Here is a 12,475-nt window from a genome sequence, read left to right on the forward strand (position 1 = left end):
AGCCGGGCAGGGATGGGAGAAGTGCTACGTCCTCGGGAAGGAGAGCGCCCGCGGTCGACGGCGCGAACCGCGCCCGAATCACCGGCGATCACCCCCGAGCGACAACCACTGGTCGCGCCTGACACGCATCACGCACAACCTTGCTGGACAGGCTTCGCCGGGTGGGCGAAGACCCCCCTGTCCAAGAGCCGGCGCCACTGCCGCCGGCTCTGCTCGGTGGGGACCCTGGGCTCCCGTCGACCCGACCGGCTGTCGGGTAGTACGGGAATGGACCGAGCGTCGCCGATCGTGGTGCATTCTCGCCGCCCGCACAAGGGGCTTCGTTACTCGGTAGTAACGGGCGGATAACCGAACAACGACCCGTCGGTCTCGGACAGGCACACAGGGTGGCTGCAAGCGGGCGGACAAATGCCTGAATGGCCGGACAGAATCCGACAGAACAACGCCCTGGACTTACTGGAAGTAACAGCGGCCGCGATTACCAAGATTTGGCAAAGCGCGGCCGCACTGACGCTCCGTCGGCAGTTCTTTCACTCGGGCAACACGCGCCCTCGCGTTTAGTGACTGGTCAGAACGGGGCTGCCGACCCGGTCGGCCCGCTCAGAAGAGAGCGCGGGCAAGTGCCCTGCGCGCCGCCGCGACGCGCGGATCCTCGGCCCCGACGACCTCGAACAGCTCGAGCAGCCGCAGTCGTACGGCTTCCCGCTCGTCGCCCGCCGTGCGCTGAACCGTCTCGATGAGCCGCCCGAAGGCGTCCTCCACATGCCCGCCCACCAGGTCCAGGTCGGCCGCGGCGATCTGGGCCCGCGCGTCCCCGGGGTTGGCGGCCGCGTCCTTGCGCACCTGTTGCGGATCGGCACCCTGCACCCGCTGGAGCAACTCGGCCTGCGCGAGACCGAGTTTGGCCTCGGTGTTCGCCGGGTCGTCGCTCAGCACGTTCTTGTACGCCTGAACCGCCCCGCCGAAGTCCCCCGCGTCCAGAGCGCGTACGGCGGACTCCAGCAGCGCGTCGTACGGACCGGCCGGAACCGCGGGAGCCGCCTGGGCGCCCGCGCCGGGCTCGGCGTCCGGGTCGACGGCCAGTCCGGTGAGCCCGAACCGCTGCTCGGCCACGGTCACCAGCTGGTCGAGGGTCTCGCGGATCTGCGCCTCACCGGCGGCCCCCTGGAAGAGCGGCAGCGCCTGCCCGGCGACGACGGCGAAGACCGCGGGGATCCCCTGCACGCCGAACTGCTGCATCAGCATCTGGTTGGCGTCGACGTCGATCTTGGCGAGGACGAAGCGACCGTTGTACTCGACGGCGAGCCGCTCCAGCACCGGGCTGAGCTGCTTGCAGGGCTGGCACCACTCGGCCCAGAAGTCGATGACGACGGGCACCTCGGTGGACCGCTGAAGTACGTCTCGCTCGAACCCGGCCTCGTCGACGTCGATGACGAGGTCGGCGGGCGAGACGGCCCCTCCCCCGCCCTGCCGGGCCGTTTCGGCGCGCGCCTGCTCCGCCTTCGCCTTGGCCTCCTGGGCCGCCTTCACCGCGGCGAGGTCGACGACTCCGCTCATGGACATGTTCCGTGGCTGCATGCGTCTATCCTCCCCCGTTCTCGCGCGCGAGTGAAAAGCGATGAGAAAGCCGGTCGAGCTTCTCTGTTGTTCGACTGTCTTCGACGCCGGGTCCCCACCCCACGCCAGTGGTTTCGCTACGAGTCGTAGCGTAATGGCACCGGGTGCCTCCGGTACACCGGGTCTCCGTGATCTCCCTCACGGCGTCAACGGGAACCGGACGTGGTTAAGGTCTGGGGATGCAGAGCAGCACTCCCGCCCCACGCGCCACAGGGCGCCCCCGCAGCGCAGCGGCCGACGCCGCGATCCTCGCGGCGACGCGGGAAGCGCTGGTGGAGCTGGGCTGGTCGAAACTGACCCTGTCGGACGTGGCCGTGCGGGCAGGGGTGGCGAAGACGACGCTGTACCGCCGCTGGTCGGGCAAGAACGAACTCGTGGTCGACGCGGTGGCGGAGCTCTTCGACGAGCTCGAACTCCCCGACCGCGGAACGCTGGGCGCGGACATCGAGGGCGTGGTCCTGCAGTTCGCGGCCATCCTGGCCCGCCCGGAGGCCAAGAGCGGCCTGATGGCGGTGGTGGCGGAGTCGACGCGGGACGAAGCGCTCCGCGAACGCATCCGCGCCTCCATCGTCGACCGGCAGAAACGACTGGTCCTGGAGGGCAGGTCCCGCGCCCAGGCCCGAGGCGAACTCCCCCCGTCCACGGACGAGTCGGAAGCCGCCCGCACGGTCGACCTCATCTTCGACGTGGTGGCGGGCGCGGTGGTCCACCGCTGCCTGGTCAGCGCGGAACCGGCGGACGAGCAGTGGGTCCGAAGCTTTACGACGGTGTTGGTGGCCGGCCTGGCGGCAGCAGCTTCCTGACTGCGCGCCCGTACCGGCCACCGAAGGGTGCGGTCAGAAGCCCGCCGGCTCCGTGTACACCCCCCACTCGTCGCGCAGCACGCCGCAGATCTCGCCCAGCGTCGCCTCCGCGCGCACCGCGTCCAGCATCGGCTCGATCATGTTGGAACCGTCCCGCGCCGCCGCGAGCATCGCGTCCAGCGAGGAGCGCACCGCCGCCTCGTCGCGCGCGGCCTTGCGGTCGCCCAGCACCCGCACCTGCTCCCGCTCGACCTCGTGGCTCACCCGCAGGATCTCCAGGTCCCCGGTGACCGAGCCGTGATGGACGTTCACGCCCACCACCCTCTTGTCGCCCTTCTCCAGGGACTGCTGGTAGCGGAAGGCGGACTCGGCGATCTCGCCGGTGAACCAGCCGTCCTCGATCCCGCGCAGGATGCCGGAGGTGATCGGACCGATGGGGTGGCGGCCGTCGGGGTGGGCCCGCAGCCCCCGCTCCTTGATCTGGTCGAAGATCTTCTCCGCGTCCGCCTCGATCCGGTCCGTGAGCTGCTCCACGTACCAGGCGCCGCCCAACGGGTCCGCCACGTTCGCGACGCCCGTCTCCTCCATCAGCACCTGCTGCGTCCGCAGCGCGATCTCCGCCGCCTGCTCCGAGGGCAGCGCCAGCGTCTCGTCCAGCGCGTTCGTGTGCAGCGAGTTCGTCCCGCCCAGCACCGCCGCCAGCGCCTCCACAGCCGTACGCACGACGTTGTTGTACGGCTGTTGCGCCGTCAGCGAGACACCCGCCGTCTGCGTGTGGAATCGCAGCCACTGGGCCTTCTCCGACCGCGCGCCGTACACGTCCCGCATCCAGCGCGCCCAGATCCGGCGCGCCGCGCGGAACTTGGCGATCTCCTCGAAGAAGTCGACGTGCGCGTCGAAGAAGAAGGACAGGCCGGGCGCGAACACGTCCACGTCCAGGCCCCGGGACAGGCCCAGTTCGACGTACCCGAAGCCGTCCGCCAGCGTGTAGGCCAGCTCCTGCGCGGCCGTCGCGCCCGCCTCGCGGATGTGGTAGCCGGAGACCGACAGCGGCTTGTACGCGGGGATGCCGGCCGCGCAGTACTCCATGAGGTCGCCGATCAGGCGCAGATGCGGCTCGGGCTGGAAGAGCCACTCCTTCTGCGCGATGTACTCCTTGAAGATGTCCGTCTGGAGCGTGCCGTTCAGGACGGACGGGTCCACGCCCTGCCGCTCCGCCGCCACCAGGTACATGCAGAACACCGGCACCGCCGGGCCGCTGATCGTCATCGAGGTCGTGACATCGCCCAGCGGGATGTCCTTGAACAGGACCTCCATGTCCGCCGCCGAGTCGATCGCCACCCCGCAGTGGCCGACCTCGCCCAGCGAGCGCGGCTCGTCGGAGTCGCGGCCCATGAGCGTCGGCATGTCGAAGGCGACCGACAGGCCCCCGCCGCCGTTGGCGAGGATCATCTTGTAGCGCTCGTTGGTCTGCTCGGCGTTGCCGAACCCGGCGAACTGCCGGATCGTCCAGGTGCGCCCGCGGTATCCGGTCGGGTACAGCCCGCGCGTGAAGGGGTACTCCCCCGGCCAGCCGATCCGCTCGAAGCCGTCATAGGTGTCCCCGGGCCGGGGGCCGTACACCGGCTCCACGGGGTCGCCGGAGAGCGTGGTGAAGTCAGCGTCGCGCTTGCGCGCGGCGTCGTACCGGGCCTGCCAGCGACGGCGGCCTTCCTCGAGGGCGTCAGCGTCCATGCCTCCAAATTACTAGGACGTCCTAGTAAATGTCGACGGCTGACGGTGATCGACTGGGGCGTTCGAGTAATGCTCCACCACGACCCGCCGGACGCGCGTGCTCGTCCGGCGGGATGACGCGGTCACGCCTTCGCGACCGCCGGCGCGTCCTCGTCGACCTTCGCGTCCAGCTCGCGGCTGATCTTCCGCTCCACGAAGAACGCGGCCGTCGGAATCGTCCCGGCGAGCAGGACCCACAGCTGCTTGGCGACCGGCCACTTCGCCTTGGAGCCCAGGTCGAAGGCGAAGACCAGGTAGACGACGTACAGCCAGCCGTGCGCGATCGAGACGACCCGGGTCGCGTCGGCGGCGCCGTCCAGGTCCAGCGCGTACTTGCCGATCATGCAGAGGCACAGCAGTACCAGGAGCACACCGGTGACGTAGGCCATGACGCGGTAGCGGGTGAGCACGCTCTTTTTCATGCCGACGAGCGTAACGGCACGTTCCGGGCGATCTTTCCCCGGGTCACTGCTCCCGGAACCGGGTCACTGCTCCTCGAAGTCGTGCGCGGCGATCCGCAGCGGCCGGAGCATCGCGAAGATCTCCGCGCACTCCTCGGCGTCGTACACCCCGAGCCCGAAGTCCATCGCCATCAGGTCGCGCGTGGCCGCCTCGACCACCTCGCGGCCCTTCTCCGTGATGGAGGCGAGCGTGCCGCGTCCGTCGTTGGGGTTGGGGCGCTTGTCCACCAGGCCCGACCGCACCAGCCGGTCGACCGTGTTCGTCACCGAGGTGGGGTGCACCATCAGCCGCTCGCCGATCTTGGACATCGGCAGTTCCCCGGCCTTGGAGAAGTTGAGCAGCACCAGCGCCTCGTAGCGCGCGAAGGTCAGCCCGTACGGCTTGACCACCGAGTCGACCTCCGCGAGCAGGATCTGCTGGGCGCGCATGATCGAGGTGATCGCGGCCATGGACGGCACGTTTCCCCAGCGCTGCTTCCAGAGTTCGTCGGCGCGGGCGATGGGATCGAAGGGAAGGCTGAGCGGCTTCGGCACGGCACCAGACCCTACCGGTCGGTCATATGGCGGTCAGCCCCGTCTCGCCCATCGGTCCCCGGGAGGTCCGGCGGACCTCCCGGACGAGGCACAGACAGCACACCGTACCGAGCGCGCCGATCCCGCCGACCACGTGCGCGACCGGCCAGAACTCGGCCGCGGCCCCGGCCAGCGCCATGCCGATGCCCTGGATGGTCATGATGCCCGCGGTGTGCACGGTCATCGCCCGCGCGCGCAGTTCCGGCGGCACGGCGTCCACGAACCAGCGGTCCAGGCCGAGGGTGTACGCCCCCGCGAGCCCGGTGACCAGCAGTGCGGCCAGGATCCAGCCGAGGCCGGGCGATAGCGGGTAGACCAGCAGGGGCAGCAGGGCGCAGGCCGCGAGCGGGAGGACGATCCGGGAGCGGGCGGCGGGCGTGAGGGCGGAACCGGCCCAGACCTCGCCGATAATCGTGCCGACCGGCATCGCGCCCATCAGCAGCCCGACGCCGGCCGCGTCCATGCCGATCTCGTCGGCGTAGGCGGCGGCCAGCGCCTCCGGCGCGACCATGAACATCGGCGGCACCCACAGAAGCAGCAGCAGCGCGCGGATCCTGCGGTCGCCGAGCACCTGGCGGGCGCCCGCCAGCGAGTACCGCACGAGCGAGCCGCCCCGGTCCCTGGCGGGCCTGCGCCGGGTGCCGAACCGCAGCAGCAGCGCGGAGCAGAGGAAGGTGCCCACCGTGATGAGCAGGGCGCCGCGCGGGGTCACCACCGTGAGCAGCGCGCCGCCCACCCCGAAGCCCACCAGCAGCGCGCTCTGCGCGACCATCCGCAGCAGCGAGCGGCCCAGCACGAAGAGGTCGCCGTCCCCGAGGACCTCGGCGAGCGTGGCCGTCCTGGTGCCGCTGAACACCGGCGAGACGACGGCGATCACACAGCGCAGGGCGAGCAGCGCGGCGACCGGGGCGCCGGGCGCGGCCATGGCCGCCGCGCATCCCGCGCACACCAGGTCGCACAGCACCAGCACCCGGCGCGCGGGATACCGGTCGGCGATCCCGGACAACAGCGTCCCGCCGATCAGGTACGGCAGGAAGCCGAGGGCGAACGTCAGCGCGCTCAGCAGGGGTGAGCCGGTGAGGCCGTACACGAGCACGGTGAGCGCGATCTCACCGACGACCGTGCCGAGCAGGGAGAGCGCGTAGGCCGCGAAGACGGCACGGAACTCCCGTACGGCGAAGACGCGTCGGTAGCCGGTGGGTTCCTGGAGGGCTTCCGGCGCGGCCGGGCCCGGCTGTTCTGGCATGGCCGCAGCCTGCACGCGGGTGCGCCGCCCGCCGTAGAGTTTCGGCGACAGCCGAATGTTCCGGACCCGGGAGGGCCGTGCCGTTCCACCTGCGCTTCGGCGACGACGACCTGCTGCGGTGCCGTTTCGCGGTCTCCCCGCTCTGGGAGACCCAGGAGGCGGTGCGCACCCTGCGCCGGCCCGACCGGCACGGCTATCACCCGCACTGGCTCCGCCGTATCCGGGAGGCGGCCGGCGCGCTGGACCTGGCCCCGCTGTGGCTGCTCATGCCGAGGCGCGGGCACTCCCCGGACTTCCTCGGCCCGCCGCCGATCGGCCCCGCGGGCGACTTCGCGCAGGAGATCGCGGTGGTCCGCTCGGCCGATCCGGAGGCGGCGCGCGCCGACATGGCCCGCGCGCTCGCCGACACCCCGGGCGCCCTGGACTCCACCGCGGGCAGGGCGCTGCTCGCCGACCCGGGCCGTGCCGTCCATGAGCTGGCCGATCTGCTGGAGGCCGCCTGGCGCGTCCTCGTCGAACCGGACTGGCCGCGGCTGCGGGCCCTGCTGGAGGCCGACGTCGCCTTCCACTCCCGGCGCCTGGCCGAGGTGGGGCTCGGGGCGCTCCTGCCCGAGGTGGACCCGCGGCTCGCCTGGAACGGCCGCACCCTGACCCTGGAGGTGGACGGCGAGCATGTGCGCGACCTCGACGGGCGGGGCCTGGTCCTGATGCCGAGCGTCTTCTCCTGGCCGGATGTGATCAGCGGCTTCGAGCCGCCCTGGCAGCCCACCGTCGTCTACCCGGCCCGGGGACTCGGCGGCCTGTGGGCCGAGCCCGTGGACCGCACCCGCGAGGCGCTGGTACGGCTGCTGGGCCGGGGCCGGGCGGCCGTGCTCGCCGCGCTCGACGAGCCCGCCACCACCTCCGCGCTCGCCCACCGCCTCGGCCTCGCGCCCTCGTCGGTGTCGGCGCATCTGACGACGCTGCGGGACACCGGACTGCTCGTCGCACGGCGCTACGGCCATCAGGTGCTGTACGAGCGCACACCCCTGGGGATCGCGCTCGCCTCGGGCGGCTGACCCATGTCCATTCCGTGATAAATCACATCTTTGTGGAACGATTGGTGACGGAACGTCACCTCCGCTCAAGGGAGCAGCATGCCCCGGCTGATCCACCCCCTCGCGGCTCTCGCGGTGCTCGGACTCGCGGCGGGCTGCACCGCCGCCTCCGATGTCGACGAGGCCTCCGTCGCCGGCGCCGCGTCCAAGAAGAGCCGCGCCGTCCCCGCCTCTCCGTTCTGGGTCGACCCCGACAGCCCGGCCGCACGCCAGATCGAGCTGTGGGAACGAACGGGCCGTACGCAGGACGCTCAGGTGCTGCGCCGGATCGCCGACCGGCCCGCCGCGCTGTGGCCGGCCGGTGAGACCGACCCGGGGCCCAAGGTCCGCTCGGCGACCGCGGCGGCCTCCGCCGAGGGGCGTACGGCGCTCTTCGTGGCGTACGACATCCCGCACCGCGACTGCGGCCAGCACTCCGCGGGTGGGGCCGCGGACGCGGACGCCTACCGGGAGTGGACGGGGAAGTTCGCCGACGCGCTCGGCGAGAGCAAGGCGCTGGTCGTGCTGGAGCCGGACGCGATCGCGCACATGGTGGACGGCTGCACCCCGGCCGAGCTGCACGCCGAGCGGGAGCAGCTGCTGACCGAGGCGATCCGCCGGTTCAAGCGGCAGCCCCACACCCGGGTGTACCTGGACGCGGGCAACCCGTCCTGGATCAAGGACCCCGGGAAGCTGGTCGAGCCGCTGCGCCGGGCCGGGATCGCCGAGGCCGACGGCTTCGCGCTCAACGTCTCCAACTTCCAGACGAACGAGGACACCAAGGCGTACGGCCGTCAGCTCTCCCAGAGCCTCGGTGGCAAGCACTTCGTCATCGACACCAGCCGCAACGGCAACGGCCCGCTGCCCGGCGTCTGGTGCAACCCGCCGGGCCGCGCGCTGGGCACCCCGCCCACGACGGACACCGGCGAGCCCGCGCTCGACGCCTATCTGTGGGTCAAGCGGCCCGGGGAGTCGGACGGGAGCTGCGAGGGCGGTCCGGCGGCCGGCCGGTGGTGGCCGGAGTACGCGCTGACGCTGGCCCGCAACTCCCCGTCCCGGTAGCTCACTTCACCTGGATCCACTGCGCCTTCGACGGGGTGCCCTCGGCGTCGGTGACGAAGAGCATGTACCAGCCGGGCGGTACCAGCGCCGGGTCCTTTGGCACGGTGACCGTGACGGAGCCCTCGGACCGGGTCAGCCCCAGCTCGATGGAGCGCTGCTCGACGTCCGTCGTGTGTGTCACCGCGCTCGGGCGCATCAGGCGGGCCTTGACGATCCGCTCGGGGTGGTCGGTGCGGTACGTGGCCCGGCGGTCGTCGGCCAGGAGCTCGGGGCCGTCCTTCAGTACGGGCCGGGCGGCGCCGTTCCTGTGCAGGGCGGGCGGGGTGAAGATCTCCATGCGCTGCTCGAAGTGGCCGAGCTTGGTGTTCTGCTGGTCGTCGAAGAGCGGGTCCGAGCCGAACGTGGCGACCCGCCCGTCGGGCAGCAGCAGTGCCTCGGAGTGGTAGTTGCGGCCCACCTTGGGCGCCGCCGCCTCCCGGAAGACGTTCTCCTCGGGGACGTAGAACTGGGCCTTGAGGATGTTGCTGGCGCTGCGGCCGCGGTAGTCCTCGGAGCCGTTGGCGGTGAAGACGGTGTCGTCCGGCATGATCACGCTGTTCAGGTAGCGCGTGCCCTGGGGGAGGTCGGGGCCGTCCTCGAAGACGGGGTTGTCCTTCTTCAGGTCGACCACGGCCGTGCGCGGGGTGGACTTCCTGGACTCGCCGACGCCTCCGCCGCCGAGGATCATCACCTTCTGGTCCTGGGCCGGGGGCAGCAGGAGGGAGGCGGCGGTCTCGGTCTCGTCCGGGTCGCGCAGGCCCGGCACCTTCTGGAAGGTGTTGGTCTTCAGGTCCCACAGGCCCGGCTCACGGCCCATGTTGTCGGGTCCGTACCCGGCGTTGGCCGCCGGGTAGAAGAGCTTCCCGCCCTTGGTGAGGAACAGGGCGGGATAGGTGGGGAAGTAGCGCTTGGGGCCCGGGGTCCACATCTTGGTCTTCGGGTCGTAGATCTCGTTGTCCCCGGGGTCGACCGCACCGACGTCGTCGAGGCCCGAGACGGCGAGGACCCGTCCGTCGTCGAGGCCGACCAGGGTCGGGTACCAGCGGGCCTTGTCCATCGGGTCGACCGGGATGTACTTCTCCGCGACGGGGTCGAACTCGTAGGCGGCGCGGATGCCCTGGAAGTCCTGCTTCTCCAGGGTGATCTTCTCGGAGAGGCCGTAGGTGTCGGCGGCGTCCTGGCCGGTCAGCCCGACGACCTCGTACTGCGCCTGCCGGTCGGTGACGGACAGGGGGCCCTTCTCGACGGCCTCGACGAAGACGCGGGCCTCGGCGGCGGTGACCTTGGTCTGCCAGGGCTGCATCACTCCGGCCTGGTCGTACGTCACCTTGAAGGTGCGGGTGGCCTTGGGCACGGTGACGTCGAACCGGGTGACGTACTCGACTCCGGCGGGTGAGCGGAAGCGGGTGCCCTTCTTCAGGAACACGGCCTTGTCGGGGTTCTCGTTCTTGACCCGCATCCCGCCGCCGGCCCGCTCGACCTCGCCGTCGAGGCGCTCGTAGCGCGCGGTGCCGCCGGCCACCAGCAGTCGTCCGTCGGGGAGTTGGGCGTGGCCCGAGCAGAAGAAGTCGTCGGGGGTGGGGATCTTCTTGAAGGTGTTCTTCTCCGGGTCCCACAGGACGGTGTCGAAGGACCCCTCGTCGAACTTCTTCTGCTCGTTGCCCGAGCCGGCGACGATCAGCACCTTGCCGGTGTGCAGCAGGGCCGCGTGGATGGCGTTGGTGCGGTACTCCTCGGGGATGTCGACCTGGCTCCAGGAGCCGTACCGGGCCTGGTAGGCGGGCTGGGCGATCTTGTAGGCGTGGTACTTCTCGCCCGCGAAGTCCAGCGCCGCCGGGGCGTTGAGGCCGGCCAGGACCGCGATGCCGCCGATGCCGAGGACTCTCTTCTTGGTCTTCTGCGAGGGCTGGTAGGCCATGGGCTAGTTGCCTCCTGTCGAGGTGCCGGGGACGGGGGCGGTCGCTCCGCTGGCGGCGAGCGTCGGTTCGGCGTCCTCGACGGACCGTGCGGCCGGAACCGACGACCGGCGTTCACGGCGGTCCTTCAGCAGCGTGGAGGCCCACACCGCGACCGGCGCCAGCGAGATCGTCATGGCGAGCACCGCCCAGGTCCGCATGGCCACATGGGTGTGGGCGCGGGCCATGGACGCGGCCAGCGAGATGGCGAGCAGCGCCGCCCAGGCCAGATGGATGCGGAAGGTGAGCAGCCGGTCGGGGCTGGCGTCGCCGCCCTTGGGGGTGACGACGAACCGGCTGGGCCTGCGGATCAGCGCCTCACCGAGGGACTTCAGGTAGATCGGCGCCGACAGGGCCGACATCGCCATGCCCGCGAGCCCGCTGGAACCCTGGGGTTCGTGCGGCGAGACGTTGTGCCGGCGGTTCCACAGATACAGGCCGATCTGGAGGGCGGCCGCGTCGCTGTAGAGCATCAGCCACACGGAGGCGGTGACCTGGGTCCCGGAGGCCCCGAACCAGAGGAACAGGAAGCAGCTGAGGCTGCCGAGGAACCAGTTGACGGCCGTCATCGGGTAGTAGACGAGCATCAGCGTGTACGAGAAGAGGCGGCCCGGAGGCATGGTGAACGGTGCCTTCCAGTACTGCTTGAAGAGGGTCTCGTAGGTTCCACGCGACCAGCGCACCTGCTGGGTGAAGAAGTCGGTCCAGGAGGCGGGCCCCTCCCCGACGGCGAGCACGTCCGGGGTGTAGACGGACCGCCAGTGCGCGCCCGTGCGCGGATTGCGGCGCCGGTGCAGTTCGAAGCCGGTGGCCATGTCCTCGGTGATGGAGTCGTACAAGCCGCCGATCTGCCGGACGGCGGAGATCCGTACGACGTTGTTGGTGCCGACGAACATGGGGGCGCGGTAGCGGTTGCCGGCGCGCTGGATGAGCGCGTGGAAGAGGAACTGCTGGGACTCGGCGGCCTTGGTGACGGGGTTGTGGTAGTTGCCGTACACCTGCGGGCCGACCACGAAGGCGACGTCCGGGTCGCGGAAGTAGCCCATCATCCGCTCCAGGAAGTTCGGGAGCGGGACGTGGTCGGTGTCGACGGAGGCGAAGAACTCGTAGTCGTCGCCGTGCATCGCGATCCACGCGTTGTAGTTGCCGTGCTTGGTGCGGGCCTTGTGGGCGCCCTTGGGGCGGTTCCACTCCGGGACGCCGAGGCGGGTGAAGTGCCGGACGCCGAGTTCCGCGCAGAGGGCCTTGGCGCGGTCGTCGTCCCCCTCGTCGAGGAGCCAGACGTCGAGCGGGCCGTCGTGGGTGATCCTCCTCGCGCCTTCGAGGGTGGCGCGGACCATGGAGAGGGGTTCCTTGCCCGGGACGTACGTCGTGAGGAAGGCGACGCGGGTGCCGGGTTCGGGCACGACCGGGACGGGGTCGCGGGCCACGAGGGTGGCGTGGGCGACGGAGGCGACGTTGACCACCATGAAGAGCTCGATGAGCCCGATGGATATGAGCATGGCGACGTCGAGCCAGACCAGCCAGCGGTCGGCGCCCTCGCGTTCGACCCAGTGGGTGGGCCAGACGAGGTAGACGAGCAGGGCGCCGGTGAGCAGGGGCGCCAGGGTCATCAGGAGGATCGCGCGTATTCGGTGCGGCTCACGGGACAGCAGCGAGGTGTACTGCACGCGGTACGAAGCACCGGCCGGCTCCATGAGCGGTCCGGCGAGTCGGCTGTGGGTTTCGTAGTCATATCCCTCCGGCCGCACAGCGCCCTCCAGTGATCGAGGAGTCATCGACGGTCGTTGCCGATACCACCACACAAGTGGAGATTCAGGGGCGTGTCGAACTGGAGGCGTCCAGGTGGGTGCCCGTCACTCCGCCGGCA

At 70.8% G+C, this 12,475-nt stretch carries 10 protein-coding genes; 3 read left to right on the plus strand and 7 right to left on the minus strand.

Annotated elements, in window-relative coordinates; translation table 11 throughout:
• Window positions 1–600: 600 nt before the first annotated feature.
• Window positions 601–1,578 carry a tetratricopeptide repeat protein gene (locus tag AC068Z_RS00170; protein ID WP_478550808.1) on the minus strand — a complete coding sequence of 326 codons (978 nt, stop codon included), beginning with the start codon at window positions 1,576–1,578 and terminating at the stop codon, window positions 601–603.
• 218 nt (window positions 1,579–1,796) lie between these two features.
• Between AC068Z_RS00170 and AC068Z_RS00175 the strand changes: the two genes are divergently transcribed.
• Window positions 1,797–2,420 carry a TetR/AcrR family transcriptional regulator gene (locus AC068Z_RS00175; RefSeq protein WP_478550810.1) on the plus strand — a complete coding sequence of 208 codons (624 nt, stop codon included), beginning with the start codon at window positions 1,797–1,799 and terminating at the stop codon, window positions 2,418–2,420.
• A gap of 33 nt (window positions 2,421–2,453) precedes the next feature.
• On the opposite strand, the gene AC068Z_RS00180 is transcribed toward AC068Z_RS00175, so the two are convergent.
• From AC068Z_RS00180 to AC068Z_RS00195, 4 genes are all read right to left on the minus strand, one after another.
• Window positions 2,454–4,154 carry an acyl-CoA mutase large subunit family protein gene (locus AC068Z_RS00180; protein WP_478550812.1) on the minus strand — a complete coding sequence of 567 codons (1,701 nt, stop codon included), beginning with the start codon at window positions 4,152–4,154 and terminating at the stop codon, window positions 2,454–2,456.
• Between the two features lie 122 nt (window positions 4,155–4,276).
• Window positions 4,277–4,615: a DUF3817 domain-containing protein gene (locus tag AC068Z_RS00185; RefSeq protein ID WP_478550814.1), complete on the minus strand. Its 339-nt coding sequence runs from the start codon at window positions 4,613–4,615 to the stop codon at window positions 4,277–4,279.
• Between the two features lie 63 nt (window positions 4,616–4,678).
• The gene (locus AC068Z_RS00190; RefSeq protein ID WP_478550816.1) at window positions 4,679–5,188 is read right to left on the minus strand and encodes a MarR family winged helix-turn-helix transcriptional regulator; all 510 of its coding nucleotides are present in this window, start codon (window positions 5,186–5,188) and stop codon (window positions 4,679–4,681) included.
• A gap of 22 nt (window positions 5,189–5,210) precedes the next feature.
• Window positions 5,211–6,473, minus strand: coding sequence for an MFS transporter (locus AC068Z_RS00195; RefSeq protein ID WP_478550818.1), 1,263 nt, complete (start codon window positions 6,471–6,473; stop codon window positions 5,211–5,213).
• Window positions 6,474–6,550: 77 nt separating this feature from the next.
• Between AC068Z_RS00195 and AC068Z_RS00200 the strand changes: the two genes are divergently transcribed.
• A complete protein-coding gene (locus AC068Z_RS00200) occupies window positions 6,551–7,531 on the plus strand; it encodes an ArsR/SmtB family transcription factor (RefSeq protein ID WP_478550820.1) in 981 nt (326 codons plus the stop codon).
• 78 nt (window positions 7,532–7,609) lie between these two features.
• Entirely contained in the window at window positions 7,610–8,611 is a 1,002-nt protein-coding gene (locus AC068Z_RS00205; protein ID WP_478550822.1) for a glycoside hydrolase family 6 protein, read from the plus strand.
• Between the two features lies 1 nt (window position 8,612).
• Here the strand turns inward: AC068Z_RS00205 and glxA are convergent, their stop codons facing one another.
• The gene (glxA, locus tag AC068Z_RS00210) at window positions 8,613–10,568 is read right to left on the minus strand and encodes a radical copper oxidase GlxA (RefSeq protein ID WP_478550824.1); all 1,956 of its coding nucleotides are present in this window, start codon (window positions 10,566–10,568) and stop codon (window positions 8,613–8,615) included.
• Between the two features lie 3 nt (window positions 10,569–10,571).
• On the minus strand, window positions 10,572–12,383 hold the full coding sequence (locus AC068Z_RS00215; protein WP_478550826.1) for a glycosyltransferase family 2 protein: 1,812 nt from the start codon (window positions 12,381–12,383) through the stop codon (window positions 10,572–10,574).
• Window positions 12,384–12,475: the final 92 nt, after the last annotated feature.

It is taken from the genome of Streptomyces sp. NPDC043726, assembly GCF_056436565.1.

Excerpts from the sequence above, each read along its gene's own strand:
- AC068Z_RS00185 (WP_478550814.1), bottom strand. The coding sequence starts at position 4,615 with ATGAAAAAGAGCGTGCTCACCCGCTACCGCGTCATGGCCTACGTCACC.
- AC068Z_RS00175 (WP_478550810.1), top strand. The coding sequence starts at position 1,797 with ATGCAGAGCAGCACTCCCGCCCCACGCGCCACAGGGCGCCCCCGCAGC.
- glxA (WP_478550824.1), bottom strand. The coding sequence starts at position 10,568 with ATGGCCTACCAGCCCTCGCAGAAGACCAAGAAGAGAGTCCTCGGCATC.
- AC068Z_RS00215 (WP_478550826.1), bottom strand. The coding sequence starts at position 12,383 with ATGACTCCTCGATCACTGGAGGGCGCTGTGCGGCCGGAGGGATATGAC.
- AC068Z_RS00180 (WP_478550812.1), bottom strand. The coding sequence starts at position 4,154 with ATGGACGCTGACGCCCTCGAGGAAGGCCGCCGTCGCTGGCAGGCCCGG.
- AC068Z_RS00205 (WP_478550822.1), top strand. The coding sequence starts at position 7,610 with ATGCCCCGGCTGATCCACCCCCTCGCGGCTCTCGCGGTGCTCGGACTC.
- AC068Z_RS00195 (WP_478550818.1), bottom strand. The coding sequence starts at position 6,473 with ATGCCAGAACAGCCGGGCCCGGCCGCGCCGGAAGCCCTCCAGGAACCC.
- AC068Z_RS00170 (WP_478550808.1), bottom strand. The coding sequence starts at position 1,578 with ATGCAGCCACGGAACATGTCCATGAGCGGAGTCGTCGACCTCGCCGCG.